Below are 26,283 nucleotides of genomic sequence, written 5' to 3'. Positions count from 1 at the left end.
ATTATGTCCGTACTCGATCTAAACGCCCTTAACGATCTGCCGAAAGTCGAACGCATTCTGGCGCTGGCAGAAACCAATGCCCACCTTGAAAAGCTGGACGCCGAAGGGCGCGTGGCGTGGGCGCTGGAAAACCTGCCGGGAGACTATGTGCTGTCGTCGAGCTTTGGTATTCAGGCGGCGGTCAGCCTGCATCTGGTGAATCAGATCCGTCCGGACATTCCGGTGATCCTCACCGATACCGGCTACCTGTTCCCGGAAACCTACCAGTTTATTGACGAGCTGACGGACAAGCTCAAGCTGAACCTCAAAGTGTACCGCGCGACGGAAAGCGCGGCCTGGCAGGAGGCGCGCTACGGCAAGCTGTGGGAACAGGGCGTTGAGGGCATTGAGAAATACAATGAAATCAACAAAGTTGAGCCGATGAACCGGGCGCTGAAAGAACTCAATGCGCAGACGTGGTTTGCGGGGCTGCGCCGCGAGCAGTCGGGCAGCCGTGCAACCTTACCGGTGCTGGCGGTCCAGCGCGGGGTATTTAAAGTGCTGCCGATTATCGACTGGGATAACCGGACGGTGTATCAGTACCTGCAAAAACACGGGCTGAAGTACCATCCGCTGTGGGACCAGGGCTATCTGTCAGTGGGCGATACCCATACCACGCGCAAATGGGAACCGGGAATGGCGGAAGAAGAGACGCGATTCTTTGGGCTGAAGCGCGAGTGCGGGCTGCACGAAGGGTGATCCTTTATCCTCCCTCTCCCGGTGGGAGAGGGTTTGGGTGAGGGCATCAGGCCGCGCTATGCTTAACGACCTCAGGCTTTCCCCGCCTTCGCCAGCTCCTTAACCAGCGGCAGCATGACCTTCACCACATCACGACTGCGGTGCTCAATCCGCTGCGGCAGCGCGCTATCAATGTGCTGCTGATTATCCAGCATCACGTTGTGCCAGCTTGTCCCGTCCGGGAAGGCTTTCGATTTAGCGCGCTGCTGATAGCCATCTTTCTTGCCCAGTGCCCAGTTTGTCGCTTCCACGTACAGCACCGGAATGCCCGCCTTATCGAAGACTTCCCCGTCGTTGCAGCAGCCTGTTCCGCGTGGGAAAGCAGGATTCCCTCCCGGATTGGTCGTGGCAAAAACGCCATGGCTGCGGGCTATCGCCAGCGCCCGGTCGCGCGTCAGTTTCCGCACGGGTCCCGGCGTACTCTGCCCGCTGTTGAAATAAAGCTTGTCGCCGACGATCAGGTTATCAAGGTTGATCACCAGTAGCGTATTTTTCTTCTCCTCAGCGCTCATGCGTTTAAGGAGATTCTCAGCGCCGAGTTTGCCCTCTTCTTCACCGCTGGTGGCCACGAAACGAATGCCATACTGGGTTGGAATATCTTTCATCCGCTCGGCCAGTTCGAGCATCACGCCCAGGCCCGCCGCGTTGTCGTCCATGCCCTGCAGCGTCAGCCCGCCGAGGTTGTTATCCGTATCGGCATCGCTCATCGGAGCGTAGGTATCAAGGTGCGCCATAATAATAATCTGTTCAGCCGCGCGACCTTCATGCGCCGCGATAACCGTACTGCCGGTCACGTTATGCCAGTTTTTCGTTTTATTTCTGGAGGTATAGACGTAGCGGCTGTGAAACGCGCGGATATCGCTTTGGTAGCCCATCCCGGCAAACTGCTGGCGAAGATAGTCCGCAGAGAGCATCTCTGCAGGCGAGCCGGTCATACGGCCAGGAAAGACGGTGGCAATATGCCGCGCCTGCATAGTGGCGATTTCACCATAAGGTTGGTTTTTTGCCTGGGCAGGAAGAATAAAGCAAACGCCGAGCGCCAGGGCAGCGATACGGTGGCGCGTTGCGGAAAACATAGTGAGTCCTTAAAAACAGAGCAAAATATTAACCCGCCTAGTATGAAACTGTGATCGCCCATACACAATTTGAATTGCTCTTAAATGCCCGAAATTTCGCGTGTTAAGCACTTTTTGGTATTAGCTTTTTCACGGCGTTATTCCATTGAGTAACTACTCATTCCAATTCGTAATTTCATTCGGTCTAAGCCGCCCCCTATAGTCCCTTTATTCCTCGTTGTTAGTGAGTTGTTGCTTGTGGACTATCTGCCCTTATTTGCCGCGATAAAAGAGAAGCCGGTGCTGGTTGTTGGCACGGGTGAAATTGCCGATCGCAAAATCGCGTTTCTACAGCGCGCAGGGGCCCAGGTGCAGGTCGTTGCAGAGGCAGATTTTCACGAGTCACAAATCGACAGCGTGGTGCTGGTTATTGCGGCGACCGAAGATCGCGACCTGAACCGGCGGATCTCCGACGCCGCGCAGGCCCGTTATCGCCTTGTGAACGTGGTGGACGACCAGCCGTTATGCTCGTTCATCTTCCCGTCGATCGTTGACCGTTCGCCGCTGCTGGTGGCGATCTCCTCCGGCGGTACCGCACCGGTGCTGGCGCGCGTGCTGCGTGAAAAAATCGAAGCGCTGCTGCCGACCAGCCTCGGGCGCATGGCGGAAAAAGCCAGCTACTGGCGCAACCACCTGAAAACGCGCCTGACCAGCGTGACGGAACGCCGTCGCTTCTGGGAACGCGTGTTTCGCGGCCGCTTTGCCAGCCTGATGCATGCCGGTAATGAGACGGCAGCGCAGAAAATTCTCGAGGACGAACTGGATAACCCCGGCAGCACGGGCGGGGAGATCATCCTGGTGGGCGCGGGGCCTGGCGATGCCGGACTTCTGACGCTGCGCGGCCTGCAGGTGCTGCAGGACGCGGACGTGGTGTTCTACGACCATCTGGTCACCGACGGCGTGCGCGAGCTGATCCGTCGGGACGCGGAGCAAATCTGCGTCGGCAAACGGGCTGGCGAGCACTCGGTGCCGCAGCACGACACCAACCAGATGCTGGTTGACGCCGCCAAAGCGGGTAAAACCGTGGTGCGCCTGAAAGGGGGCGATCCGTTCATTTTCGGTCGCGGCGGCGAAGAGCTGCAGGCGGCAGCCGAAGCGGGCGTACCGTTCCAGGTGGTGCCCGGCATCACGGCGGCCTCTGCGGTTACGGCCTACGCCGGTATTCCGCTGACCCACCGCGATTACGCCCAGAGCGTCACCTTTGTGACAGGCCACTACAAGGCCGACAGCACGCCGTTCGACTGGTCGCATCTCGCCCAGAGCCGCCAGACGCTGGCGATCTACATGGGCACGATGAAGGCGGCGGACATCAGCGAACAGCTTATTCAGCACGGTCGCGAGGCGACGACGCCCGTTGCCGTCATTTCTCGCGGCACGCGCGTCGATCAGCACGTTGCGACGGGCACGCTGGAACATCTTGCAACCCTGGCGAAAGACGCCCCGATGCCCGCCCTGATTGTGGTGGGAGAAGTGGTGCAGCTGCACAGCACGCTCGCCTGGTTCCAACACACAACCGATACAGAAGGCTTTGGTTCTTCTGTTGTAAATTTGGCTTAAGGAACGGTTATGGACCAAAAACGTCTTACACACCTGCGGCAGCTCGAAGCGGAGAGTATCCATATCATCCGCGAAGTGGCCGCCGAGTTTTCTAACCCGGTGATGATGTACTCCATCGGTAAAGATTCCAGCGTCATGCTGCACCTGGCGCGTAAAGCGTTTTATCCGGGCACGCTGCCGTTCCCGCTTCTGCACGTGGATACAGGCTGGAAATTCCGCGAAATGTACGAGTTCCGCGACCGTACCGCCAAAGCCTACGGCTGCGAGCTGCTGGTGCATAAAAACCCGGAAGGGGTGGCGATGGGCATTAACCCGTTCGTGCACGGTAGCGCCAAGCACACCGATATTATGAAAACCGAAGGGCTGAAGCAGGCGCTGAACAAATACGGTTTTGACGCGGCCTTCGGCGGCGCGCGCCGTGACGAGGAGAAATCCCGCGCCAAAGAGCGTATCTACTCCTTCCGCGACCGCTTCCACCGCTGGGACCCAAAAAACCAGCGTCCGGAGCTGTGGCACAACTACAACGGTCAGATTAACAAAGGCGAAAGCATTCGCGTCTTCCCGCTCTCCAACTGGACCGAGCTGGACATCTGGCAGTACATCTATCTGGAAAACATCGAGATCGTTCCGCTGTATCTGGCCGCCGAGCGCCCGGTGCTGGAGCGCGACGGCATGCTGATGATGATCGACGACGATCGCATCGACCTGCAGCCGGGCGAAGTGATCAAAAAACAGATGGTGCGCTTCCGTACTCTCGGCTGCTGGCCGCTGACCGGCGCGGTGGAATCCAGCGCGCAGACGCTGCCGGAGATCATCGAAGAGATGCTGGTGTCCACCACCAGCGAGCGACAGGGGCGCGTGATTGACCGCGACCAGGCAGGCTCCATGGAGCTGAAGAAACGTCAGGGTTATTTCTAAGGAGCCGCCATGAATACCACTATTGCTCAACAAATTGCCAACGAAGGCGGCGTGGAAGCGTATCTGCACGCGCAACAACACAAAAGCCTGCTGCGTTTTCTGACCTGCGGCAGCGTGGATGACGGGAAAAGTACCCTGATTGGCCGCCTGCTGCACGATACGCGCCAGATTTACGAAGATCAGCTCTCTTCCCTGCATAACGACAGCAAGCGCCACGGCACCCAGGGCGAAAAACTCGACCTGGCCCTGCTGGTGGACGGCCTGCAGGCGGAGCGCGAGCAGGGCATCACCATCGACGTGGCCTACCGCTATTTCTCTACCGAGAAGCGCAAATTTATTATCGCCGACACCCCGGGGCACGAGCAGTACACCCGCAACATGGCGACCGGCGCGTCCACCTGCGACCTGGCGATCCTGCTGATGGACGCGCGTAAAGGCGTGCTGGATCAGACCCGCCGTCACAGCTTTATCTCCACGCTGCTGGGGATCAAACACCTGGTGGTGGCGGTCAACAAGATGGATCTGGTCAACTTCAGCGAAGAGAAGTTCGAGGAGATCCGCCAGAGCTACCTGACCTTTGCCGAACAGCTGCCGGGCAACCTGGATATTCGCTTTGTGCCGCTCTCGGCGCTGGAAGGGGACAACGTCGCGTCCCAGAGCGCGAACATGCCTTGGTACAGCGGCCCGACGCTGCTGGAAGTGCTGGAAACCGTTGAAATTCAGCGCGTGGTCGACACCCAGCCGATGCGCTTCCCGGTGCAGTACGTGAACCGTCCAAACCTCGATTTCCGCGGTTTCTCAGGCACCCTCGCGTCAGGTTCCGTGAAGGTAGGTCAGCGCGTCAAGGTGCTGCCATCCGGCGTGGAATCGACTATCGCCCGTATCGTCACCTTCGACGGTGACCTCCAGGACGCGGGCGCCGGTGAAGCCGTAACGCTGGTGCTGAAAGACGAAATTGATATCAGCCGGGGCGACCTGCTGGTAGACGCGCAGGAAACGCTGGCCGCGGTTCAAGGGGCTTCCGTGGACGTGGTGTGGATGGCCGAACAGCCGCTGACCGCAGGCCAAAGCTATGACATCAAAATTGCCGGCAAGAAAACCCGCGCCCGCGTGGACGGTATTCAGTTCCAGGTGGATATCAACAACCTGACCCAGCGTGACGTCACTGAGCTGCCGCTGAACGGCATCGGTCTGGTCGATCTGACTTTCGACGAACCGCTGGTGCTGGATCCGTATCAGCAGAATCCGGTAACGGGAGGGCTGATCTTTATCGACAGGCTGACCAACGTTACCGTCGGGGCCGGTATGGTTCGCGAACCGATTAAACAGGCTGCCGCGACGTCTGAATTCAGCGCCTTCGAGCTGGAACTGAACGCGCTGGTGCGTAAACACTTCCCGCACTGGGGCGCACGCGATCTGCTGGGAGGCAAGTAATGGCCGCCCATGATGAGAACGTCGTCTGGCATCCTCATCCGGTCACCGTCGCCCAGCGCGAACAGCTCCACGGTCACCGTGGGGTTGTGCTGTGGTTTACCGGGCTGTCCGGCTCGGGTAAATCGACGGTGGCAGGCGCGCTGGAAGAGGCGTTGCATCAGCAGGGCGTAAGCACGTACCTGCTGGACGGTGACAACGTGCGTCACGGCCTGTGCAGCGATTTAGGGTTTAGCGACGACGACCGCAAAGAGAACATCCGCCGGGTGGGCGAAGTCTCCAGCCTGATGGCTGACGCCGGGCTGGTGGTGCTGACCGCGTTTATCTCTCCGCACCGCGCCGAGCGCCAGATGGTGCGCGAACGCGTGGGCCAGGATCGCTTTATCGAGGTGTTTGTCGATACGCCGCTGGAGATTTGCGAAGCGCGCGACCCGAAAGGGCTTTACAAGAAAGCGCGTGCCGGAGAACTGCGCAACTTCACCGGAATTGACGCGGTCTACGAAGCGCCTGAATCGCCTGAGATTCACCTTGAAGGTCAACAATTGGTAACAAATTTAGTAAGCCAATTATTAGACCTGCTCAGACGGGACGATATTATCAGATCCTGAGGCGGTATCGTTCGGGAGCTGTCTTCCCGAACGATGAGTCACGGTCACAGGATTAGCTATGCGCAACAGTGAACATTACATCACCACCACCGGGTCGGAGCCGCTAGCGACCGACGACGAAACGACCTGGTCATTTCCTGGGGCCATCATTGGCTTCGTCTCATGGCTGTTGGCGCTTGGCATTCCGTTTCTCATCTACGGCGGCAACACACTGTTCTTCTTTCTCTACACCTGGCCTTTCTTTCTGGCGCTGATGCCCGTGGCGGTTGTCGTCGGCATTGCGCTGCACTCGCTGCTGAACGGTAAGCTCCTCTACAGCACCGTGGTCACGATTGTGACGGTGGTTCTGATGTTTGGTCTGTTATTTTTGTGGCTCATGGGCTAACTTCAGCCATAATTCAAACCGTAACCAACTGTGTAACGATATTGTGCAGGACGATTCTGCGGAAAAAATGTGGTACATTTGCCCGCGATGTTGCGGCATCTCTGTTACCCCGGCGTAGTGCTCTGGGGAAGTCTTGGGATGATGATGCCGTTTTTCAGGGGGCAGGATGGGTAAACTAACGCTGCTGTTGCTGGCTTTGCTAATCTGGCTGCAATATTCGCTGTGGTTCGGTAAGAACGGACTGCACGACTATAGCCGGGTAAGCGATGACGTCGCGGCTCAGCAGGCAACAAACGCCAAACTTAAGGCGCGAAACGATCAACTCTTCGCTGAAATTGATGACCTCAATGGCGGGCAAGAGGCGATTGAGGAACGCGCACGCAATGAACTCAGTATGACTAAGCCGGGCGAAACCTTTTATCGTCTGGTTCCGGATGCGTCTAAACGCAATCAGGGCTCAGCACAAAACAATCGATAATCAGGCCCAGGATTACGACATGGCAGTAACTTTTTCGGACGTATGCGCCGTGGTGCCGGCCGCAGGTTTTGGCCGGCGCATGCAGACAGAATGTCCCAAGCAGTACCTCTCTATTGGCGATAAAACGATCCTTGAGCACGCCGTGGCGGCGCTGCTGGCGCACCCGCGGGTGACGCGTGTGATTATCGCTATCAGCCCTGGCGATGCGCGCTTCGCGCAGCTGCCGCTGGCAAATCATCCAAACATTACCGTCGTTGACGGTGGCGCCGAGCGCGCCGATTCCGTGCTGGCGGGCATTCAGGCCGCCGGAAACGCGCCGTGGGTGCTGGTGCATGACGCGGCGCGTCCGTGTCTGCATCAGGACGATCTTGCGCGCCTGCTGGCGCTGAGCGAAACAAGCAAGGTCGGTGGGATTCTGGCCGCGCCGGTGCGCGACACCATGAAGCGCGCCGAGCCGGGCAAACAGGCTATCGCCCACACAGTCGATCGCGTCGATTTATGGCACGCGCTGACGCCACAATTTTTCCCCCGCGAATTACTCCACGACTGCTTAACGCGAGCGCTTAAAGAAGGTGCGACCATCACGGACGAAGCCTCCGCGCTGGAGTATTGCGGTTTCCACCCTGAGCTTGTTGAAGGACGCGCTGATAATATAAAAGTAACGCGTCCGGAAGATTTACAGCTTGCGGAATTTTATCTTACCCGTTCGACCCATCAGGAGAAGGCATAATGCGAATTGGACACGGTTTTGATGTACACGCCTTTGGCGGAGAAGGCCCAATTATCATTGGCGGCGTGCGCATTCCCTATGAAAAAGGGCTGCTGGCGCATTCTGATGGCGACGTGGCGCTGCATGCGCTGACCGACGCGCTGTTGGGCGCTGCCGCGCTGGGTGATATCGGCAAGCTGTTCCCGGACACCGACCCGGCATTTAAAGGCGCGGACAGCCGCGAACTGCTGCGCGAAGCGTGGCGCCGCATTCAGGCGAAAGGCTACACCCTCGGCAACGTCGACGTGACGATTATTGCTCAGGCCCCGAAAATGCTGCCGCACATTCCGCAGATGCGCGTGTTTATTGCAGAGGATCTGGGCTGCCATATGGATGACGTGAACGTCAAAGCGACGACGACCGAGAAGCTGGGCTTTACCGGGCGCGGCGAAGGAATTGCCTGTGAAGCCGTGGCGCTGCTGGTGAAGGCGAGCAAATGACGGACTTCGACAACCTGACCTACCTGCACGGTAAACCGCAGGGGAGCGGAGTGCTGAAAGCCAGCCCTGAAGACTTCCTCGTGGTGGAGGATCTGGGCTTTGAGCCGGATGGCGAAGGCGAACATATCCTGGTGCGAATTCTGAAAAATGGCTGCAATACCCGCTTTGTGGCCGACGCGCTGGCAAAATTCCTCAAAATTCATGCTCGCGAAGTGAGCTTTGCCGGGCAGAAAGATAAACACGCCGTCACCGAACAGTGGCTCTGCGCGCGCGTTCCAGGCAATACGATGCCTGATTTAAGCAAATTTGAGCTTGAAGGCTGTAAGGTACTGGAGTTTGCCCGCCATAAGCGCAAACTGCGTCTGGGGGCGTTGAAAGGGAACAACTTTACGCTGGTGCTGCGTGAAGTGTCCCACCGCGAAGACGTTGAAAAACGTCTGAACGCTATCAATGAACGCGGCGTACCGAACTACTTTGGCGCGCAGCGCTTTGGCATTGGCGGCAGCAACCTGCAGGGCGCGCTGCGCTGGGCGCAAAGCGATGCGCCGGTTCGCGACAGGAATAAACGCAGTTTTTGGTTGTCGGCGGCCCGCAGCGCGTTGTTTAATCAGATTGTGAGCGAAAGGCTGAAAAAAACGGACGCGAATCAAGTTGTTGTTGGCGATGCGCTACAATTAGCGGGACGCGGAAGCTGGTTTGTGGCAACGGCCGAAGAAATGGCCGATGTGCAGTCGCGCGTGGACGCAAAAGCGCTGATGATTACCGCCGCGTTGCCGGGTACGGGCGACTGGGGATCGCAGGGCGACGCGCTGGCTGCCGAGCAGTCAGTCGTAGCGGATGCGGCAGAATTGCAATCCTTGCTGGTGCGGGAAAAAGTCGAGGCGGCACGCCGCGCGATGCTGCTCTATCCGCAGCAGTTAAGCTGGAACTGGTGGGATGACGTAACCGTCGAGTTACGCTTCTGGCTACCGGCAGGTAGCTTTGCCACCAGTGTTGTCAGGGAACTTATCAACACCTCGGGTGATTATGCGAATATTGCTGAGTAACGATGACGGGATCCACGCGCCGGGCATTCAGACCCTGGCGAAACACCTCCGCGAATTCGCGGACGTGCAGGTCGTGGCGCCCGATCGTAACCGCAGTGGAGCGTCTAACTCTCTGACGCTGGAGTCGTCGCTTCGCACCTTTACCTTTGAAAATGGCGATATTGCCGTGCAGATGGGCACACCAACCGACTGCGTTTTTCTGGGCGTGAACGCGCTGATGCGGCCGCGTCCGGATATCGTCGTCTCCGGCATTAACGCCGGTCCTAACCTCGGCGATGACGTGATTTACTCCGGTACCGTGGCCGCCGCAATGGAAGGGCGCCATCTGGGGTTCCCGGCGCTGGCGGTCTCGTTAAACGGCCACACGCACTACGACACTGCTGCCGCGGTGACCTGTTCGATCCTGCGGGCGCTCGGCCGCGAGCCGTTGCGTACCGGGCGCATCCTCAACATCAACGTGCCGGATCTTCCTCTTGATGAAATTAAAGGCATTCGCGTCACCCGTTGCGGGAGCCGCCATCCGGCCGATCAGGTGATCCCGCAGCAGGATCCTCGCGGCAACACGCTTTACTGGATTGGTCCTCCCGGCGATAAGTGCGACGCGGGCCCGGATACCGACTTCGCCGCCGTGGATGAAGGCTATGTTTCGGTGACTCCGCTGCACGTAGATTTAACCGCGTATAGCGCGCATGATGTGGTCTCGGGCTGGCTGGAACGCGCAGGAGTGAACGCGCAATGGTAAACAAACGTGTACAAACTCTTCTGGAACAACTCCGCGCGCAGGGGATCCGCGACGAGCACGTGCTTGAAGCGCTCGCCCTGGTTCCGCGTGAGAAATTTGTAGACGAGGCGTTTGAACACAAAGCGTGGGAAAACGTAGCGCTGCCCATCGGGCAGGGTCAGACGATTTCGCAGCCTTACATGGTGGCGCGCATGACGGAGTTGCTGGAGCTGACGCCCGACTCCCGCGTGCTGGAGATTGGTACCGGATCGGGGTATCAGACCGCGATCCTTGCGCATCTGGTTCATCATGTATGCTCCGTTGAGCGGATTAAAGGTTTACAGTGGCAGGCGCGTCGTCGCCTGAAACAACTTGATTTACATAATGTTTCGACACGACACGGTGATGGATGGCAGGGTTGGAAGGCTCGCGCCCCGTTTGATGCGATCATCGTGACGGCGGCCCCGCCTGAAATTCCTTCAGCCCTGTTGTCGCAGCTGGATGAGGGGGGCATTCTGGTTTTGCCCGTCGGGGACGAGCAGCAGCTGTTGAAGCGCGTTCGTCGGCGCGGCGGCGAGTATATTATCGACACCGTGGAAGCCGTGCGCTTTGTGCCTCTGGTGAAGGGGGAGTTGGCCTGAGACTCGGAATTATCCAGGGTTATTAAGGCAAATTCAGCGTATGGTGTGGCGCGAAAGATTCGTGCCTTCACGGTAAATTTTAAGTCACTGGTAGTTAACACATTCCTGGGGGATAAATGAGCGCGGGAAGCCCTAAATTCACCATCAGCCGTGTTGCGGCATTATCACTGGTTTCGCTCTGGCTGGCAGGCTGTACAAGTTCTAACAACGCGCCTGCGCCCGTCAGTTCCGTCGGCGGAAACAGCGGCTCCGGTAACACGTCCAGCGGAATGTTAATCACGCCGCCACCTAAAATGGGGACTGCTGCGCCGCAGCAAACACCACAAATTCAGCCTGTGCAACATCCTGTTACACAGCCAATGCAGGTTCAGCCAGTCGAACAGCCTGTCCAGACCCAGAATGGCCGCATAGTCTATAACCGCCAGTATGGGAACATTCCGAAAGGCAGTTACACTGGCGGCAGCACCTATACCGTGAAGCGTGGCGACACGTTGTTCTACATTGCGTGGATCACCGGGAACGATTTCCGTGACCTCGCGCAGCGTAATAACGTCCAGGCCCCATATGGTCTGGAAGTCGGGCAAACGCTCCAGGTGGGCAACGCGACGGGTACGCCGCTCACGCCTGGCAACACCGTTTCAGCGGCCGATGTGACGGCTCAAAATAACAGCGTTAAGCCTGCACAAAAATCCACCACGGTGGTTGCTTCACAACCTGTAATTACGTATTCTGAGGATTCAGGTGATCAGACTGCTAACAAAATGTTGCCGAATAATAAAGGTACTGCGACTGTTGTCACAGCACCGGTGACGGCACCTGTGGTTAGCTCTACTGAACCGACTGCCAGCAGTATGACCTCCAGTTCGCCAATCTCTGCATGGCGCTGGCCAACTGACGGCAAGGTTATCGAGAACTTCTCTTCCTCCGAAGGGGGAAATAAAGGGATCGATATCGCAGGGAGTAAAGGACAGGCTATCATCGCGACCGCAGACGGACGCGTTGTGTATGCCGGTAACGCTCTGCGCGGTTACGGTAATCTTATTATCATCAAACATAACGATGATTACCTGAGTGCCTACGCCCATAACGACACAATGCTGGTCCGGGAACAACAAGAAGTTAAGGCGGGGCAAAAAATCGCTACCATGGGTAGCACCGGAACCAGTTCTACACGCTTGCATTTTGAAATTCGTTACAAGGGGAAATCCGTAAACCCGCTGCAGTACTTGCCGCAGCGATAATTTGACGGGGCATGCCAGCCAGGGTGTCTCGTTTAGGGATCACGGGTAGGAGCCACCTTATGAGTCAGAATACGCTGAAAGTTCATGATTTAAATGAAGACGCGGAATTTGATGAGAACGGAGTAGAGGCTTTTGACGAAAAAGCCTTAGTAGAAGAGGAACCCAGTGATAACGATTTGGCTGAAGAAGAGCTGTTATCGCAGGGCGCCACACAGCGTGTACTGGACGCGACTCAGCTTTACCTTGGGGAGATTGGTTACTCCCCACTGCTAACGGCCGAAGAAGAAGTCTATTTCGCACGTCGTGCTTTGCGTGGTGATGTCGCCTCGCGTCGTCGCATGATTGAAAGTAACCTGCGACTGGTCGTGAAAATTGCCCGCCGTTACGGCAATCGTGGTCTGGCTCTGCTGGATCTGATTGAAGAGGGCAACTTAGGTCTCATCCGCGCAGTTGAGAAGTTTGACCCGGAACGCGGGTTCCGTTTCTCAACCTACGCGACCTGGTGGATTCGTCAGACCATCGAACGGGCTATTATGAACCAGACCCGTACGATCCGCCTGCCGATTCACATCGTCAAAGAGTTGAACGTTTATCTGCGTACCGCGCGCGAGTTGTCCCATAAACTGGACCACGAGCCAAGCGCAGAAGAGATTGCCGAGCAACTCGATAAACCGGTTGATGACGTTAGCCGTATGCTGCGTCTCAACGAGCGCATTACCTCTGTTGACACCCCGCTGGGTGGCGACTCCGAAAAAGCGCTGCTGGACATCCTGGCCGATGAAAAAGACAACGGTCCGGAAGACACCACGCAGGACGATGACATGAAACAGAGCATCGTCAAATGGCTGTTCGAACTGAACGCCAAACAGCGTGAAGTGCTGGCACGTCGTTTCGGTTTACTGGGGTATGAAGCTGCAACACTGGAAGACGTCGGCCGCGAAATTGGCCTGACCCGTGAACGTGTTCGTCAGATTCAGGTTGAAGGTCTGCGCCGCCTGCGTGAAATCCTGCAGGGGCAAGGTCTGAATATCGAAGCGCTGTTCCGCGAATAAGCAACCTTTCGTCAAAAAAGGCCCGTCGTGAGACGGGCCTTTTTCTTTTGTGTTACGGCTGTGCCGCCGTCTCGTGCAGCAGACGCCACGTTATTTTGTCGCCTTCCTGATTGAGCACCGCGGTTGACCAGCGCACGTTAACGGGCAGATCTGGCCGGGTTTGCGTCTCGCGGTAGTGAAGCACCGCGCCACGATCCCAGCGCTGGATCGTGGATAATTCATCAATGACGATCTTCAGTCCGGGACGGCTTCCGCGCTGGTTTTCCAGAAAACTGACAAGACCACTATAGTCGATCTGCACACCGCCCGGTGGGATCATCAGAAAATCCGGGCTGAAGCGGGCGAGCAGGGCGTCGGGATCGCCTTCACCTTTGCCTAACCAGTCTTCAAGCGCAATGTGGAGGTCGATAATGTCGTGTTCGAAAGGCGTCATAAATTCTCCTGTCGCAGCTGGTTTAGCACCTGCGTATTGTTAAGACGAAAAACGTACGGTACAGGCAGCAAGGTGATACCTGCGGCCAAAATAAACATCGCGTGCCAGGCGGCGAGCGGTGGCAGCCAGGCCTGCGCCAGGTTCAGCGCCTGCGCAAGCAGCAGGGCACCGGCAAAAAAGCTCAGCTGGCGATTGAGATTCCACAGGGCGCTGGCGTCCGGCATCTCGTCCCGGCGCGTCGTCAGAAACGCGCTGCTCTGAGCCGTACTGCTGCACAGGCTTCCCCCCGCGCCCATCAGGATAAACGCAACGGTAGGTAGCAGCGTAGCCGAACTAACGTTAATCAAAAGCAGAATACCCGTCGCCTGCAGCAGGCAGCCGATGACGATCGGCGGTCGGGGGCCGATGCGGTTAAAATAGCGTCCCGTTGCCGTGATGGCGATAAACGATGCTACGGACCACGGCAGCATGAGCATCCCCGTTGCGGCTGGGCTCATGTTCGCCACGTGCTGAAGATAAAACATGCCCGTGACGTTCACCCCAATAAATACGCCGGGAACGCATAAATAAACAAGCATCGAAAAACGCAAAAGCGGGTCCGCGAGCAACGGCAGGTTTAGCAGTCTGGCCGCTTTTATCGCGGGCATCTCGTGTTTAAGCCACAGGCAGGCCATAACAAAGGTCACGATAGCGACCGGTAGCGTGGCGAAAAATATCCATCGCCAGCTTAGCGTCTGCACCAGCAGTCCTCCTATCGCAGGAGAGCAGGCCGGAGCAAGCAGCGCGACCAGCATCACCGCCGAGGAGAGTCTGGCGCGCTCGTGAGGCTTAAACTGTTGCCAGGTCAGCGCCTGTCCAACGGGGATCAGTAAGCCCCCTCCCACGCCCTGGAGTACTCGCCAGGCGATCAGGCTTTCAAGCGTTGCTGACAGGCCCGCCGCAGCGGAGGCTGCGCTGAACAGAAAAAGCGAGAGCAGGATGACGCGCTTTGGCCCGAAGCGGCGCGTGAGCATGCTGCTAAACGGGATCGCCAGCGTCAGGCCGGCAATGTACCCGTTACTGACCCAGGCAAGGGCTGAAGGCGTGGTGTTAAAGGCGTGAGCCATTGCCGGAAAGGCGACGCTGGCAATAAACATGTTGATCAAATCAAGAAAAAAGCCCAGCAGATAGACAACGGCGACTTTGCTGCGATACGTCATGGTGGATCCTCCGGTGAGGTTGCGTATCGTATCGATCCGGGAAGCACGGATAAACCTGACAAAGCGCGATATACTGTCAAAAAAATTTTGACAGTAAAAGGCGTGATGATGATTAACCTACAGCGGACGCAAATGTTTGTCGCGGTGGCCGATACCGGCAGTTTCACTGCTGCAGCCGAGGCAATGGGCCTGACAAAAGCGGTCGTCAGCTTCAATATTCGCCAGCTTGAAGATGAGCTGGGCGTTACACTGCTGCTGCGCTCCACCCGCCGCCTGACGTTAACCGAGGCGGGCGCGCTTTTTCATCAACGCAGCGTGGCGCTTCTGAAGGATGCAGAACGGCTGCAGGATGATGTCCGCGCGAATCATGCGGGGCTTACCGGTGAACTGCGGATCACGACCACGCCTGAATATGGCTCCCAGGTGGTGGTGCCGTTACTGGCCAGGTTTAGCCAGCAGCATCCGGATCTTCGCGTGCGGCATGTTTCGTCCTCCCTGCACGCCGACCTTATCTCGGAGCGCTTTGACGTGGCTATCCGGCTGGGAACGCTTGCCGATTCGCGCAACCACGCCGCGCTGATTTCGCACTTCTCTATTCTCCCCGTCGCGGCGCCCGGGTGGCTGGTCAACCATCCGATCGAAACGCTTGCGCAGCTGGCCCACGCCGACTGGATTATTCACGAGCGCCTGGCCTCGCCGCTGCGCTGGCAGGTGAAGGATGCCAGCGGTGCGCCTGAAACGCTGGAGATAAAAAAAGCGCCGCGCCTGTTTGCCGACAGCGCACAGGCTCTTATGGCCTTTGCACTCGCGGGCGGTGGCGTGGCGTTACTGCCGGAATGGCTGGCGCGCGATGCGCTTGATGCGGGAAAACTGGTCCCGGTGTTACCGGAATATACCTTTGCGCGGCAGGGCATCTATGCGGTCTATCCTGATGCCCGGCACGTGTCGGCGAAGGTGCGCACTTTTATCGATTTTATGCGCACCACCGTGAATTAATCGTGCATCATCTTTTTGATGAGCGCAGAGAACTGCTCCCGCTCGGCCTTGTTAAGACGTCCTAAAAACGCCTCATCCACCTCGTTGCCAACCGGTTTACAGCCCGCAAGCAGGGCTTCACCTTCTGGCGTCAGAAAGACAAACCGGCGTCGCTTATCGGCCGGATCGTGCTCGCGTTTGACCAGACCGCGCGCCTCCATGCGGCTGAGCATCTCCGCCAGGGTCGCTTTCGTGCTGACCGCCACTTCGGTCAACGCCACCTGTTCAATACCCGGATGCTCGGCAATAGAGCGCATCACCGCATACTGCGGCTTGGTCAGTTCCGGTAAGGCATGTTGCCACTGGGCGGTATGCTGTTGAAAAAGCTGACGTAACAGGTGGAACGCCTCTTGTCTTAGTTCCATGAACACTCCGACGGAAAAAATCTCCCTCTATGATAGCTGCTCTTGCCTTGGATTTTAACGCGGCATTTTTTAGCAATTCGTGTGATCGTATGCGAACAATCTTGTCAGGAAATCGATCAGGGAGTAATTTACTCATAATGTTCGTGTACGAACAAATTGATTGAGGTGTTGAATGAGATTAATCGTGGGAATGACGGGGGCAACGGGTGCTCCGCTGGGCGTGGCGCTGCTGCAGGCGCTGCGGGAAATGCCGGAGGTGGAGACGCATCTGGTGATGTCTAAGTGGGCAAAAACCACCATTGAGCTGGAAACGCCATACACCGCGCAGGACGTTGCTGCTTTGGCTGACGTTGTCCACAGCCCGGCTGACCAGGCCGCCACCATCTCCTCCGGCTCGTTTCGTACCGACGGCATGATCGTCATTCCCTGCAGTATGAAAACGCTGGCGGGTATCCGCGCGGGCTATGCCGAAGGGCTGGTGGGACGTGCGGCGGATGTGGTGCTGAAAGAGGGGCGCAAGCTGGTGTTGGTGCCCCGTGAAACGCCGCTCAGCACCATTCATCTGGAGAATATGCTTGCGCTCTCCCGCATGGGCGTGGCGATGGTGCCGCCTATGCCTGCGTATTACAACCACCCGCAAACCGCCGATGACATTACCCAGCACATTGTGACCCGCGTGCTTGACCAGTTCGGTCTGGAGCATAAAAAGGCGCGCCGCTGGAACGGGTTGCGGGAGGCGAAACATTTTTCACAGGAGAATAAAGATGGCATTTGATGATTTGAGAAGCTTCCTGCAGGCGCTCGATGAGCAAGGGCAACTGCTGAAAATTGAGGAAGAGGTTAACGCCGAGCCCGATCTGGCGGCGGCAGCCAACGCGACCGGCCGCATTGGCGACGGCGCGCCCGCGCTGTGGTTCGACAACATTCGCGGGTTTACCGATGCCCGCGTGGTGATGAACACCATCGGCTCCTGGCAGAACCACGCCATTTCGATGGGGATCCCTGCGAACACCCCGGTAAAAAAACAGATCGACGAGTTCATCCGCCGCTGGGATAAATTTCCCGTCACGCCGGAGCGCCGAGCCAATCCTGCCTGGGCGCAGAATACGGTGGACGGTGAAGACATTAACCTGTTCGATATCCTGCCGCTGTTTCGCCTGAACGACGGTGACGGCGGTTTTTATCTCGATAAAGCGTGCGTTGTCTCGCGCGATCCGCTCGACCCGGACAACTTCGGCAAGCAGAACGTCGGGATCTACCGCATGGAAGTTAAGGGCAAGCGCAAGCTGGGCCTGCAGCCTGTTCCGATGCACGATATCGCCCTGCATCTGCACAAGGCGGAAGAGCGCGGTGAAGACCTGCCGATTGCGATTACGCTGGGCAACGACCCGATCATCACCCTGATGGGCGCGACGCCGCTGAAGTACGATCAGTCGGAGTATGAGATGGCCGGCGCGCTGCGTGAAAGCCCGTACCCGATTGCCACCGCGCCGCTGACCGGCTTCGACGTGCCGTGGGGTTCTGAAGTGATCCTGGAAGGGGTGATTGAAGGCCGTAAGCGCGAAATTGAAGGGCCGTTTGGCGAGTTTACCGGGCACTACTCCGGTGGCCGTAACATGACGGTTGTGCGTATCGACAAAGTCTCTTACCGCACCAAACCAATTTTCGAATCCCTTTATCTCGGTATGCCGTGGACCGAAATTGATTATCTGATGGGGCCTGCCACCTGCGTGCCGCTCTACCAGCAGCTGAAAGCGGAGTTCCCGGAAGTGCAGGCGGTGAATGCGATGTACACCCACGGTCTGCTGGCGATTATCTCCACCAAAAAGCGTTACGGCGGTTTTGCCCGCGCGGTGGGTTTACGTGCCATGACCACGCCGCACGGCCTGGGCTACGTGAAGATGGTGATCATGGTGGATGAGGATGTCGATCCGTTCAACCTCCCGCAGGTGATGTGGGCGCTGTCATCGAAGGTCAACCCGGCAGGCGATCTGGTGCAACTGCCGAACATGTCGGTCCTTGAACTCGATCCCGGATCCAGCCCGGCGGGCATTACCGACAAACTGATTATTGATGCGACCACGCCTGTCGCACCGGATACCCGGGGCCACTACAGCCAGCCGGTACAGGATCTACCTGAAACCAAAGCCTGGGCCGAAAAACTGACCGCGATGCTGGCAGCACGTCAATAAGGAGGAAAAGATGATTTGTCCACGTTGTGCCGATGAGCATATTGAAGTGATGGCGACGTCGCCGGTGAAAGGGGTCTGGACCGTTTACCAGTGCCAGCATTGTTTGTATACCTGGCGCGATACCGAACCGCTGCGTCGTACCAGCCGTGAGCACTACCCGGAAGCGTTCCGTATGACGCAGAAGGATATTGATGAGGCGCCGCAGGTGCCGACGATCCCGCCGCTGCTGTAAGAAAAAGCCCGGTGGCGCTGCGCCACCGGGCAAAAGACCGCAGAAAACTAAACCAGACTCTTCAACCTGTAAATCCACTCCAGCGCCTGACGCGGCGTCAGCGAATCCGGGTCGAGGTTCTCCAGCGCTTCCACCGCTGGCGACGTCTCTTCCGCAGGCACCAGTAGCGACATCTGCGTACCATCAATCTGCGTCGCCGCCGCATTCGGTGACAGGCTTTCCAGTTCACGCAGTTTCTGACGCGCGCGCTTAATCACTTCTTTCGGTACACCGGCCAGCGCCGCGACGGCCAGGCCATAGCTCTTGCTCGCCGCGCCATCCTGCACCGTGTGCATGAAGGCAATGGTATCGCCGTGCTCCAGCGCATCCAGATGAACGTTCGCAACCCCTTCCATTTTCTCCGGCAGCTGCGTCAGTTCGAAATAGTGGGTGGCAAACAGCGTCATGGCCTTGATTTTATTCGCAAGGCTTTCCGCACAGGCCCATGCCAGCGACAGACCATCATAGGTTGACGTTCCGCGTCCGACCTCGTCCATCAGCACCAGGCTGTGCTCCGTCGCGTTATGCAGAATGTTTGCCGTTTCGGTCATCTCGACCATGAAGGTTGAGCGTCCGCTCGCCAGATCGTCCGCTGCCCCGACGCGGGTAAAGATACGGTCGATGGGGCCAATCTCCACGTTTTGCGCCGGGACGTAGCTGCCGATATACGCAAGCAGCGCAATCAGCGCCGTCTGACGCATATAGGTACTCTTACCGCCCATGTTCGGACCGGTAATGATCAACATTCTTCTCTGCGGTGACAGGCTCAGCGGGTTGGCGATGAACGGTTCGTTCAGCACCTGCTCTACCACAGGGTGACGGCCTTCAGTGATGCGAATGCCGGGCTTGTCGGTAAAGGTTGGGCAGGTGTAGTTCAGCGTTTCAGCGCGTTCTGTCAGATTCACCAGCACGTCCAGCTCCGCCAGCGCGCTGGCGCTCTGCTGCAGGTCGCCCAGGTGCGGCATCAGCATGTCGAACAGCTCGTCATACAGCTGTTTTTCCAGCGCCAGCGCCTTACCTTTCGAAGTGAGAACTTTGTCTTCGTACTCTTTCAGTTCAGGAATGATGTAGCGTTCGGCGTTTTTCAACGTCTGGCGACGCACGTAGTGAATCGGCGCCAGGTGGCTCTGCCCGCGGCTAATCTGAATGTAGTAACCGTGTACCGCGTTATACCCCACTTTTAGGGTGTCGAGCCCAAGACGCTCGCGCTCGCGGATTTCCAGCTTATCGAGGTAGTCCGTCGCACCGTCGGCCAGCGCGCGCCATTCGTCCAGCTCCTCGTTGTAGCCAGGGGCAATCACGCCACCATCACGCACCAGAACCGGAGGCGCATCGATAATGGCGCGCTCCAGCAGTTCGCGTAGCTCGGTAAATTCGCCCATGGTTTCGCGGAGTTTCTGTACCGGCGCGCTGTCAACGTCACTCAACTGCGCACGCAGTTCCGGCAGCTGCTGGAAAGCATGACGCATCCGCGCGAGATCGCGTGGTCGAGCTGTTCGCAGTGCCAGACGAGCAAGGATACGCTCCAGATCGCCCACCTGGCGCAGAACCGGCTGCAGCTCGGTATAGCGATCCTGCAAGGCGGCAATCGTCTGCTGACGGCAAACCAACGTCTCGGTATTACGGATCGGCATATGCAGCCAGCGTTTCAGCATGCGGCTGCCCATTGGCGTTACCGTACTGTCGAGGACCGACGCGAGCGTATTTTCTACGCCGCCCGCCAGGTTCTGCGTGATCTCCAGGTTACGGCGCGTGGCGGCATCCATGATGATGCTGTCCTGCTGGCGCTCCATGGTGATAGAGCGGATATGCGGCAGTGCGGTGCGCTGGGTATCTTTCACGTACTGCAGGAGACAACCGGCCGCACACAGCCCGCGCGGTGCGTTTTCCACGCCAAAGCCAATCAGATCGCGGGTGCCAAACTGCAGATTCAGCTGCTGGCGCGCGGTATCAATTTCGAATTCCCACAGCGGACGACGGCGTAACCCGCGACGACCTTCAATCAGCGCCATTTCGGCGAAATCTTCGGCATAGAGCAATTCTGCCGGGTTGGTTCGCTGCAGTTCGGCTGCCATCGTTTCACGGTCAGCCGGTTCACTCAGACGAAAACGTCCGGAGCTAATATCCAGTGTCGCGTAGCCAAACCCTTTACCGTCCTGCCACAGCGCTGCCAGCAGGTTATCCTGGCGCTCCTGTAACAGGGCTTCATCACTGATGGTGCCAGGCGTGACGATGCGCACGACTTTGCGTTCCACCGGGCCTTTTGAGGTCGCTGGATCGCCGATCTGTTCGCAGATGGCAACGGACTCGCCCTGATTCACCAGCTTCGCCAGGTAGTTTTCTACCGCGTGGTGCGGGATACCTGCCATAGGAATGGGCTCGCCTGCCGATGCGCCACGTTTGGTCAGCGAGATGTCGAGTAGCTGCGATGCACGCTTAGCATCGTCATAAAACAGCTCGTAAAAATCGCCCATACGGTAAAACAGCAGGATTTCTGGATGCTGTGCTTTCAGCTTCAGATACTGCTGCATCATCGGCGTATGTGCGTCGAAATTGTCGATTGTGCTCATGGAGTTATGATGTCCATTTCTTTGAAAATTAACTGTTTTGATGGGCTCAGTGGCCGTTTGTTCCTTCTATTGTCGCATGAAAAAAAGGTCCGGCGCAGAAAAATGTCGTGGCTTTACGAGGCATCTTCCGACATTAATTCGATGACAATTTTTCCATGCTCCACGCCCACTCTGACCCTTGAGTGGGTCGTAAACCCGGCCTTTTCAAGCCAGTCACCTTTTAAGCTCAGCGCTGCATGGACGCTGTAGCGCTTCGGTATCTTGGTATTGCGGTCTTCATGGCGCTTTCTAAAATATCCCACTTTCAAATGGCGATAGGGTTTGCCGATCGTGAGCTCTTGCATAGGGTCTCCAGACAACACGGACAAAGGTCATTTCTGATACCTGTATAAAATACCAGTGATTGTTGGCCGGTGCAGGGCTAAAACTGGAATCAGCCTTCAGGAAACGAAATGCAACCGCTGAAATCCAGCGTTGAAAGGTGTATTATCGATGCACTTTATTATTCGGTAATCCGCTATGTCCGGTAAACGCATCTCACGAGAAAAAGAGACCATCGCGAAAATGATCGCGTTGTATGAAAAGCAGTGTCCGCAGGCATCTCAGGAGGAAGGGCACTATCAGGCACTCAACGCGTATGCCGATAAGCGCCTGGATAAGTGCGTTTTCGGTGAGGAAAAGCCCGCCTGTAAACAGTGTCCGGTCCACTGCTATCAGCCTGCCAGACGCGAAGAGATGAAGCAGGTTATGCGCTGGGCTGGTCCGCGTATGTTATGGCGTCATCCCATTCTGACCGTTCGTCATCTGATGGATGACCGTCGTCCCGTGCCGGAACTGCCGGAGAAATACCGTCCGAAAAAGTGATTGGTTCAGCGTCTCATCGGGCCGCAAATCACCTTCAGGGCCAGCGCGCTGCAAAGCGGGAAGAGGGCCAGCAGCAGCCAGGGATACATCGCCTGCTTTGAGGGCACCAGCGCGCGGTCCAGCAGGCTGCCAAACAACAAGTTTCCCGCCAGTACCGCTATGCCTCCGGCGGTAGCGAGTGCGCCGTAGTGCGCGCCAAGCGTGGATTCCTCCGCAAACCGAGGGATCAGATCTTTAGCAGATGGTACCAGCAGCATTTGCCCCAGCGTCAACAGCGTCACAAAACAGACAGAAGGCAGTAAGCGCAGCCAGCCTTCCGGCGGCGTCATCGGGGCGAACGTCGCCACGCTCGCAAAGGCGGCTGAAAGGAGCAAAAATCCCACCGGCAGAATTCTCACCGCACCCACGCGACGGGCGAAACGCGCCAGCGGCAGCTGTAAGGCGATGATCAGAACGGAGGCCAGCATAAAAAGCGGGCCGAGATCTTTCTCGTTACCGCCAGAGCGCTGGATCTCTACCGGTAGCGCCAGATAAAGCTGGTTATAACTTAACAGCCATGAACTATAGGCAATGATAAAGGCGACAAAGCGCGGCTGACGGAACGTTGTCCACCAGGGCTGTATTTTCAGCGTCTGTGAACGGTGGCCAGCAGCAGGCAGGCAAAAGAAGAGCACCACTAGCGCAATGACAAAGACACCTGCCCCCGCCAGCGCCACCTGACGAAAACCGAGGCCGGTGAGCAGGGCGCCAGCAACCGGGCCCAGTACCGCGCCGAGCTCTCCGCAGACGGCAAAGAGCGCAAACCACTCCGCGCGGCTTCGTTTGCCTTTCGCCTCGCTGTGGGTGCCCGCTTTTGCCAGCAGTGCCTCAATTGAGGGAGAAAATAACGCGCCGCCAACGCCCGTCAGACACGCGCCCAGAATAATCGGCCACAGGGATTCCCCGAAGGCCAGCAGCAGATAGCCTGAAACACGAACAATACAGCCGCTCAGGATAATCACTTTCGCGCCAAACCGGTCCGAGAGCGCACCGCCAACGATAAACATCCCCTGTTGCGAGAAGGTACGCAGGCCCAGGATCAGCCCGATCAGCCCACCGGAGAGCAGCATGTCGTCGCGCAGAAATATCGCCAGGAAGGGAACGACGGCGTAAAAGCCAATGTTGAAAACAAACTGGCTACCCAGTAAGACGGGCGGCCACAGGGTGGCGGCAGGGCGAAGGGGCATCGTCGTTCACTCGCCCCTAAACGATAAAGTGGATGTGCTTTTTGCCATGGAACGGCGAGATCTCGATTTTGGTTTTGACCCGGAAGACATCCCAGAGCAAAGACTCGGATAAGATGTCCTGCGGTGTCCCCGTCGCCACAATTTGCCCTTTCTGCATCACAATCAGCGAGTCGCAGAACATCGAGGCGTGGTTGAGATCGTGGATAGCGACAATGCTGGTGACCGGTAATTCGCTGATTAACTGCATCAGCTGCATCTGATGATGAATGTCCAGGTGGTTGGTCGGTTCGTCCAGCAGGATTTCCGTTGGGGTCTGAGCCAGGGCGCGGGCAATATGCACCCGCTGGCGCTCGCCGCCAGAGAGGCTCAGCCAGCCCTGGTCGCTTTTATCCAGCATATCCACGCGCTGCAGGGCGGCGGTGACGGTTTCGTCATCGTGGTTGCTCCAGTTGGAAAAAGCGGAGTGGTGCGGAATACGCCCGAGTTTCACCACGTCACGAACGCGCATGTTGGCGTCAGTCATGCCGTGCTGTTCGACGAAGGCGACCCGGCGGGCAAGCTGCTTTTTGGCAATACGAGAGATGTCCTGCCCGTCCAGCGTCACACAGCCCGCATCCGGGCGACGCAGCCCCGCCAGGATACGTAAAAGAGACGATTTACCGCAGCCGTTAGGACCAAGCAGCCCTACCGTTTCGCCCCGAGAAACCTTCAGCGAGACGTTGTTAACGATGACCTTTTTGCCGACCTTCCAGGTAATATTTTCAGCGCAAATACTCATCACTTATTCCTTGAGCGGTAGATAATCACGGCAAAGAAAGGCACGCCAACCAGCGCGGTGACCACGCCGACGGGCAGGCTTTGCGGCGCAATCAGCATGCGCGAGGCAATATCAGCCAGCACCATCAGGATAGCCCCTGCCAGCGCGCTGGCAATCAGCAGCGTGCGGTGCAGCGGCCCGAACAGGAAGCGCATCACGTGCGGCACTACCAGCCCGACAAAGCCGATTGAGCCCGCCATGCTGACAATCGTCGCGGTAATCAGCGCGGTAGTGGTAAAGAGGGTCAGGCGAACCCACGGGACGGCAATACCTAAAGAGGCGGCGGCGTCATCGCCGAACGTAAAGGCATCCAGCGCCCGGGAATAGTAGAGGCAAACGGCTAATCCAGTCAGCACCACGACCAGTGCCAGCTGGAATTCAGGCCAGCGTACGCCGCTGAAGCTGCCCAGCAGCCAGAACATCACGTCGCGCGCCTGCTGGGCGCTGGCGGAGGTGCTGATGGTGTAGGCCGTAATGGCGTTGAAAAGCTGCGAGGCGGCGACGCCTGCCAGAATAGTACGTTCATTCCCGCCGCGCGCGCCGTTCGTCAGAAACGCGACAAACGCAAAGGCGGCGAATGCCCCGGCGAAGGCACCGGCAGAGAGGGAGACCGCACCGGTGCCGATCCCCAATACGACGACAGAAACCGCCCCGGTCGACGCGCCCGCGGACACGCCGAGCACGTAGGGTTCCGCCAGCGCGTTCTTCAGCAGGCTCTGCAATACGGCACCGCAGATGGCCAGCCCCGCGCCGCAGCAGGCCGCAACCAGCGCGCGGCTCAGGCGAAAGTCCCAGATCACGCTCTCATAGATGCGGGTGAGCGGAACCTCGGTGAGCCCCATTTTATTGCTGATGGCGTAAAACACGTTCTGCAGCGGGATGGACAGCTCGCCGACGCTGACGCTCAGCGCGATCGTCAGAAATAACAGTACCAGGGCGAGCAAAGCCGAGGTCGTCAGAACCAGGCTCTGCCGGGCCTGAAGAACGGCGGTTGTCATCAGTTCAGCCCCAGCTTTCTGAGCTGTTCGCCGACCTGCTCAGCCCCGTAAATCGTACGGATCGTCGGATTCATCGCCTGGCCGTCCATCACCACGATATGGCCTTTTTTCACCGCGTCCAGCTGGCTGACCGCCGGATCGCTCTTCAGGAATTTGATTTTCTCTTCCGCGTTATCCAGCGCCCAGCGGTTGCGATCGAGGCTGGAGACCACAATCACATCCGGATTGGCGGCAATAATGCTCTCCCAGCCCACGGTTGGCCATTCGGTCTCGGACGTAATGGCGTTATGACCGCCCATCAGGCTGGCGATAAACCCGGAGGGGCTATTTTTACCGCCGACGTAAGCGTCCGCAGAAGGGGATGAACTGGAGAACCAGAAGACAAACGAAAGGTCTTTTTTACTCTTGCCGAATTCCTTACGCAGGTCGGCCTCGCGTTTTTTGAAATCGGCAATGACGGCCTGACCGCGCTCTTCAACGTTAAAGATTTTGGCGAAGTCCTCAATCTCTTTATAGAGATACGTCATATCCCACAGTTTCTGGCGGCTGCCGTACATATCGCCGGTGGCTTTTTTGGTCGCGCACATGCCCGGCGACACGTAGCTGTTCACGCCCAGGGTCATCAGATCGTCGCGTTTTGCGACCTTGCTTTCAGGCCCCAGCAGCAGTGGCGTCTGGGCGGGAACAAAGTCGGGGTTTTGCGCCAGCACGGATTCAAGGGTAGGGATTTCGACCGTCAGGGTTTTGATTTTTGCATTCTGTTCCGCCAGCTGCGGCAGCACTTTGGTCGGCCAGAAGGCGCTGGCCTTCACCTTATCTTCCAGACCCAGCAGGAGCAAAATTTCGACGGTGTTCTGGCCCAGGGCCACGACGCGTTCCGGCGCTTTGGTGAATGTCTCTTTATAGCCACAGTTTTCAATCGTCAGGGGATAGGTGGTTGCCAGAGCAGAACCGACCGACGCAATCGCCAGGCCTAACGCGCAGATGACCTTTTTCATGAAACGCTACCCTTCATTAAAATTATTTTTGATGCAAATGAAACTCATTATTAAGGCGGAATTTTATACAGAGGAAACGATTTTGTGTCAATGAGGGACAATTGCGCAGGGTAACAAAAGGCGGTGTCAGAAAAAC

Annotated in this window: 29 protein-coding genes; 19 read left to right on the top strand and 10 right to left on the bottom strand. The window is 57.6% G+C overall.

Annotated elements, in window-relative coordinates; all coding sequences use genetic code 11:
• Window positions 1-3: 3 nt before the first annotated feature.
• On the top strand, window positions 4-738 hold the full coding sequence (gene cysH, locus F0320_RS17210) for a phosphoadenosine phosphosulfate reductase (protein ID WP_023308999.1): 735 nt from the start codon (window positions 4-6) through the stop codon (window positions 736-738).
• A 71-nt stretch (window positions 739-809) separates the two neighbouring features.
• Here the strand turns inward: cysH and F0320_RS17205 are convergent, their stop codons facing one another.
• Window positions 810-1,853, bottom strand: coding sequence for an aminopeptidase (locus F0320_RS17205; protein ID WP_045888081.1), 1,044 nt, complete (start codon window positions 1,851-1,853; stop codon window positions 810-812).
• Between the two features lie 246 nt (window positions 1,854-2,099).
• On the opposite strand from F0320_RS17205, the gene cysG reads away from it, so the two are divergent.
• The 13 genes from cysG (at window position 2,100) to rpoS (ending at window position 13,179) form a co-directional block, all read left to right on the top strand.
• On the top strand, window positions 2,100-3,449 hold the full coding sequence (gene cysG / locus F0320_RS17200) for a siroheme synthase CysG (protein ID WP_185807258.1): 1,350 nt from the start codon (window positions 2,100-2,102) through the stop codon (window positions 3,447-3,449).
• 9 nt (window positions 3,450-3,458) lie between these two features.
• Window positions 3,459-4,367 carry a sulfate adenylyltransferase subunit CysD gene (gene cysD / locus F0320_RS17195; RefSeq protein ID WP_006811770.1) on the top strand — a complete coding sequence of 303 codons (909 nt, stop codon included), beginning with the start codon at window positions 3,459-3,461 and terminating at the stop codon, window positions 4,365-4,367.
• Between the two features lie 9 nt (window positions 4,368-4,376).
• Complete coding sequence (gene cysN / locus F0320_RS17190; RefSeq protein WP_126329619.1) at window positions 4,377-5,801, top strand: sulfate adenylyltransferase subunit CysN; 1,425 nt, start codon at window positions 4,377-4,379, stop codon at window positions 5,799-5,801.
• Window positions 5,801-6,406: an adenylyl-sulfate kinase gene (gene cysC, locus F0320_RS17185; RefSeq protein ID WP_047650264.1), complete on the top strand. Its 606-nt coding sequence runs from the start codon at window positions 5,801-5,803 to the stop codon at window positions 6,404-6,406. The genes cysN and cysC overlap by 1 nt, the downstream gene beginning before the upstream one ends.
• Before the next feature lie 58 nt (window positions 6,407-6,464).
• A complete protein-coding gene (locus tag F0320_RS17180; protein WP_008499610.1) occupies window positions 6,465-6,791 on the top strand; it encodes a DUF3561 family protein in 327 nt (108 codons plus the stop codon).
• A 166-nt stretch (window positions 6,792-6,957) separates the two neighbouring features.
• Window positions 6,958-7,269: a cell division protein FtsB gene (gene ftsB / locus F0320_RS17175; RefSeq protein ID WP_008499609.1), complete on the top strand. Its 312-nt coding sequence runs from the start codon at window positions 6,958-6,960 to the stop codon at window positions 7,267-7,269.
• Window positions 7,270-7,288: 19 nt separating this feature from the next.
• On the top strand, window positions 7,289-7,999 hold the full coding sequence (gene ispD, locus F0320_RS17170; RefSeq protein WP_126329617.1) for a 2-C-methyl-D-erythritol 4-phosphate cytidylyltransferase: 711 nt from the start codon (window positions 7,289-7,291) through the stop codon (window positions 7,997-7,999).
• A complete protein-coding gene (gene ispF, locus F0320_RS17165; protein WP_008499607.1) occupies window positions 7,999-8,478 on the top strand; it encodes a 2-C-methyl-D-erythritol 2,4-cyclodiphosphate synthase in 480 nt (159 codons plus the stop codon). The genes ispD and ispF overlap by 1 nt, the downstream gene beginning before the upstream one ends.
• Window positions 8,475-9,524 (top strand): tRNA pseudouridine(13) synthase TruD, encoded by a 1,050-nt coding sequence (truD, locus tag F0320_RS17160; RefSeq protein ID WP_126329615.1) that lies wholly within the window; start codon window positions 8,475-8,477, stop codon window positions 9,522-9,524. Before ispF ends, truD begins: the two co-directional genes overlap by 4 nt.
• The gene (gene surE / locus F0320_RS17155; RefSeq protein WP_029741539.1) at window positions 9,505-10,266 is read left to right on the top strand and encodes a 5'/3'-nucleotidase SurE; all 762 of its coding nucleotides are present in this window, start codon (window positions 9,505-9,507) and stop codon (window positions 10,264-10,266) included. Before truD ends, surE begins: the two co-directional genes overlap by 20 nt.
• The gene (locus F0320_RS17150) at window positions 10,260-10,886 is read left to right on the top strand and encodes a protein-L-isoaspartate(D-aspartate) O-methyltransferase (RefSeq protein WP_126329613.1); all 627 of its coding nucleotides are present in this window, start codon (window positions 10,260-10,262) and stop codon (window positions 10,884-10,886) included. Before surE ends, F0320_RS17150 begins: the two co-directional genes overlap by 7 nt.
• 116 nt (window positions 10,887-11,002) lie before the next feature.
• Window positions 11,003-12,127, top strand: a complete 1,125-nt coding sequence (gene nlpD, locus F0320_RS17145) for a murein hydrolase activator NlpD (RefSeq protein WP_045286502.1) — start codon at window positions 11,003-11,005, stop codon at window positions 12,125-12,127.
• 59 nt (window positions 12,128-12,186) lie between these two features.
• Entirely contained in the window at window positions 12,187-13,179 is a 993-nt protein-coding gene (gene rpoS, locus F0320_RS17140) for an RNA polymerase sigma factor RpoS (protein WP_008499600.1), read from the top strand.
• A 52-nt stretch (window positions 13,180-13,231) separates the two neighbouring features.
• On the opposite strand, the gene F0320_RS17135 is transcribed toward rpoS, so the two are convergent.
• Window positions 13,232-13,612 carry a DUF4440 domain-containing protein gene (locus F0320_RS17135; protein WP_126329611.1) on the bottom strand — a complete coding sequence of 127 codons (381 nt, stop codon included), beginning with the start codon at window positions 13,610-13,612 and terminating at the stop codon, window positions 13,232-13,234.
• On the bottom strand, window positions 13,609-14,811 hold the full coding sequence (locus F0320_RS17130; protein WP_126329609.1) for an MFS transporter: 1,203 nt from the start codon (window positions 14,809-14,811) through the stop codon (window positions 13,609-13,611). The genes F0320_RS17135 and F0320_RS17130 overlap by 4 nt, the downstream gene beginning before the upstream one ends.
• 108 nt (window positions 14,812-14,919) lie before the next feature.
• Here F0320_RS17130 and F0320_RS17125 point away from each other — a divergent pair, with 108 nt between their 5' ends.
• The gene (locus F0320_RS17125; RefSeq protein WP_126329745.1) at window positions 14,920-15,807 is read left to right on the top strand and encodes a LysR family transcriptional regulator; all 888 of its coding nucleotides are present in this window, start codon (window positions 14,920-14,922) and stop codon (window positions 15,805-15,807) included.
• Here the strand turns inward: F0320_RS17125 and F0320_RS17120 are convergent.
• Window positions 15,804-16,211: a MarR family winged helix-turn-helix transcriptional regulator gene (locus F0320_RS17120; protein ID WP_023308984.1), complete on the bottom strand. Its 408-nt coding sequence runs from the start codon at window positions 16,209-16,211 to the stop codon at window positions 15,804-15,806. The two genes, F0320_RS17125 and F0320_RS17120, sit on opposite strands and share 4 nt — an antisense overlap.
• 172 nt (window positions 16,212-16,383) lie before the next feature.
• Here F0320_RS17120 and F0320_RS17115 point away from each other — a divergent pair, with 172 nt between their 5' ends.
• The 3 genes from F0320_RS17115 to F0320_RS17105 are packed head-to-tail and all read left to right on the top strand — an operon-like array spanning window position 16,384 to window position 18,635.
• A complete protein-coding gene (locus F0320_RS17115) occupies window positions 16,384-16,986 on the top strand; it encodes a non-oxidative hydroxyarylic acid decarboxylases subunit B (RefSeq protein WP_008499595.1) in 603 nt (200 codons plus the stop codon).
• Window positions 16,976-18,403, top strand: a complete 1,428-nt coding sequence (locus F0320_RS17110) for a non-oxidative hydroxyarylic acid decarboxylases subunit C (RefSeq protein WP_126329607.1) — start codon at window positions 16,976-16,978, stop codon at window positions 18,401-18,403. The genes F0320_RS17115 and F0320_RS17110 overlap by 11 nt, the downstream gene beginning before the upstream one ends.
• Before the next feature lie 10 nt (window positions 18,404-18,413).
• Window positions 18,414-18,635 (top strand): non-oxidative hydroxyarylic acid decarboxylases subunit D, encoded by a 222-nt coding sequence (locus F0320_RS17105; RefSeq protein WP_003862116.1) that lies wholly within the window; start codon window positions 18,414-18,416, stop codon window positions 18,633-18,635.
• A 47-nt stretch (window positions 18,636-18,682) separates the two neighbouring features.
• Here F0320_RS17105 and mutS read toward each other — a convergent pair whose 3' ends face one another.
• Together mutS and F0320_RS17095 are read right to left on the bottom strand one after the other, a co-directional pair.
• Complete coding sequence (gene mutS, locus F0320_RS17100) at window positions 18,683-21,244, bottom strand: DNA mismatch repair protein MutS (RefSeq protein WP_126329605.1); 2,562 nt, start codon at window positions 21,242-21,244, stop codon at window positions 18,683-18,685.
• 113 nt (window positions 21,245-21,357) lie between these two features.
• Entirely contained in the window at window positions 21,358-21,588 is a 231-nt protein-coding gene (locus F0320_RS17095) for a SymE family type I addiction module toxin (protein ID WP_047650274.1), read from the bottom strand.
• Window positions 21,589-21,763: 175 nt separating this feature from the next.
• Here F0320_RS17095 and F0320_RS17090 point away from each other — a divergent pair, with 175 nt between their 5' ends.
• The gene (locus F0320_RS17090) at window positions 21,764-22,108 is read left to right on the top strand and encodes a nitrous oxide-stimulated promoter family protein (protein WP_029739543.1); all 345 of its coding nucleotides are present in this window, start codon (window positions 21,764-21,766) and stop codon (window positions 22,106-22,108) included.
• 5 nt (window positions 22,109-22,113) lie between these two features.
• On the opposite strand, the gene F0320_RS17085 is transcribed toward F0320_RS17090, so the two are convergent.
• From F0320_RS17085 to F0320_RS17070, 4 genes are read right to left on the bottom strand one after another with little or no spacing between them, the layout of a single operon-like run.
• Entirely contained in the window at window positions 22,114-23,334 is a 1,221-nt protein-coding gene (locus F0320_RS17085; RefSeq protein ID WP_126329603.1) for an MDR family MFS transporter, read from the bottom strand.
• 16 nt (window positions 23,335-23,350) lie between these two features.
• Complete coding sequence (locus F0320_RS17080; protein WP_058841079.1) at window positions 23,351-24,112, bottom strand: ABC transporter ATP-binding protein; 762 nt, start codon at window positions 24,110-24,112, stop codon at window positions 23,351-23,353.
• The gene (locus tag F0320_RS17075) at window positions 24,112-25,149 is read right to left on the bottom strand and encodes a FecCD family ABC transporter permease (protein ID WP_047650277.1); all 1,038 of its coding nucleotides are present in this window, start codon (window positions 25,147-25,149) and stop codon (window positions 24,112-24,114) included. Before F0320_RS17075 ends, F0320_RS17080 begins: the two co-directional genes overlap by 1 nt.
• Window positions 25,149-26,147, bottom strand: a complete 999-nt coding sequence (locus tag F0320_RS17070; protein ID WP_126329601.1) for an ABC transporter substrate-binding protein — start codon at window positions 26,145-26,147, stop codon at window positions 25,149-25,151. Before F0320_RS17070 ends, F0320_RS17075 begins: the two co-directional genes overlap by 1 nt.
• Window positions 26,148-26,283 lie beyond the last annotated feature (136 nt).

Source organism: Enterobacter dykesii (assembly GCF_008364625.2).
Classification (GTDB): Bacteria; Pseudomonadota; Gammaproteobacteria; order Enterobacterales; family Enterobacteriaceae; genus Enterobacter; species Enterobacter dykesii.
The sequence above is the reverse complement of the archived record's forward strand: the minus strand, read 5'-3'. Positions and strand labels throughout refer to the sequence as shown.

Bases quoted from the DNA above. Each gene is read 5' to 3' on its own strand.
- F0320_RS17115 (WP_008499595.1), top strand. From the start codon at position 16,384: ATGAGATTAATCGTGGGAATGACGGGGGCAACGGGTGCTCCGCTGGGC.
- surE (WP_029741539.1), top strand. From the start codon at position 9,505: ATGCGAATATTGCTGAGTAACGATGACGGGATCCACGCGCCGGGCATT.
- F0320_RS17080 (WP_058841079.1), bottom strand. From the start codon at position 24,112: ATGAGTATTTGCGCTGAAAATATTACCTGGAAGGTCGGCAAAAAGGTC.
- cysC (WP_047650264.1), top strand. From the start codon at position 5,801: ATGGCCGCCCATGATGAGAACGTCGTCTGGCATCCTCATCCGGTCACC.
- F0320_RS17075 (WP_047650277.1), bottom strand. From the start codon at position 25,149: ATGACAACCGCCGTTCTTCAGGCCCGGCAGAGCCTGGTTCTGACGACC.
- ispF (WP_008499607.1), top strand. From the start codon at position 7,999: ATGCGAATTGGACACGGTTTTGATGTACACGCCTTTGGCGGAGAAGGC.
- F0320_RS17125 (WP_126329745.1), top strand. From the start codon at position 14,920: ATGATTAACCTACAGCGGACGCAAATGTTTGTCGCGGTGGCCGATACC.
- mutS (WP_126329605.1), bottom strand. From the start codon at position 21,244: ATGAGCACAATCGACAATTTCGACGCACATACGCCGATGATGCAGCAG.
- ispD (WP_126329617.1), top strand. From the start codon at position 7,289: ATGGCAGTAACTTTTTCGGACGTATGCGCCGTGGTGCCGGCCGCAGGT.
- cysH (WP_023308999.1), top strand. From the start codon at position 4: ATGTCCGTACTCGATCTAAACGCCCTTAACGATCTGCCGAAAGTCGAA.
- F0320_RS17105 (WP_003862116.1), top strand. From the start codon at position 18,414: ATGATTTGTCCACGTTGTGCCGATGAGCATATTGAAGTGATGGCGACG.
- F0320_RS17150 (WP_126329613.1), top strand. From the start codon at position 10,260: ATGGTAAACAAACGTGTACAAACTCTTCTGGAACAACTCCGCGCGCAG.
- F0320_RS17095 (WP_047650274.1), bottom strand. From the start codon at position 21,588: ATGCAAGAGCTCACGATCGGCAAACCCTATCGCCATTTGAAAGTGGGA.
- nlpD (WP_045286502.1), top strand. From the start codon at position 11,003: ATGAGCGCGGGAAGCCCTAAATTCACCATCAGCCGTGTTGCGGCATTA.
- cysN (WP_126329619.1), top strand. From the start codon at position 4,377: ATGAATACCACTATTGCTCAACAAATTGCCAACGAAGGCGGCGTGGAA.
- F0320_RS17090 (WP_029739543.1), top strand. From the start codon at position 21,764: ATGTCCGGTAAACGCATCTCACGAGAAAAAGAGACCATCGCGAAAATG.
- F0320_RS17070 (WP_126329601.1), bottom strand. From the start codon at position 26,147: ATGAAAAAGGTCATCTGCGCGTTAGGCCTGGCGATTGCGTCGGTCGGT.
- truD (WP_126329615.1), top strand. From the start codon at position 8,475: ATGACGGACTTCGACAACCTGACCTACCTGCACGGTAAACCGCAGGGG.
- ftsB (WP_008499609.1), top strand. From the start codon at position 6,958: ATGGGTAAACTAACGCTGCTGTTGCTGGCTTTGCTAATCTGGCTGCAA.
- F0320_RS17180 (WP_008499610.1), top strand. From the start codon at position 6,465: ATGCGCAACAGTGAACATTACATCACCACCACCGGGTCGGAGCCGCTA.
- cysD (WP_006811770.1), top strand. From the start codon at position 3,459: ATGGACCAAAAACGTCTTACACACCTGCGGCAGCTCGAAGCGGAGAGT.
- F0320_RS17135 (WP_126329611.1), bottom strand. From the start codon at position 13,612: ATGACGCCTTTCGAACACGACATTATCGACCTCCACATTGCGCTTGAA.
- F0320_RS17110 (WP_126329607.1), top strand. From the start codon at position 16,976: ATGGCATTTGATGATTTGAGAAGCTTCCTGCAGGCGCTCGATGAGCAA.
- F0320_RS17085 (WP_126329603.1), bottom strand. From the start codon at position 23,334: ATGCCCCTTCGCCCTGCCGCCACCCTGTGGCCGCCCGTCTTACTGGGT.
- F0320_RS17120 (WP_023308984.1), bottom strand. From the start codon at position 16,211: ATGGAACTAAGACAAGAGGCGTTCCACCTGTTACGTCAGCTTTTTCAA.
- F0320_RS17130 (WP_126329609.1), bottom strand. From the start codon at position 14,811: ATGACGTATCGCAGCAAAGTCGCCGTTGTCTATCTGCTGGGCTTTTTT.
- rpoS (WP_008499600.1), top strand. From the start codon at position 12,187: ATGAGTCAGAATACGCTGAAAGTTCATGATTTAAATGAAGACGCGGAA.
- F0320_RS17205 (WP_045888081.1), bottom strand. From the start codon at position 1,853: ATGTTTTCCGCAACGCGCCACCGTATCGCTGCCCTGGCGCTCGGCGTT.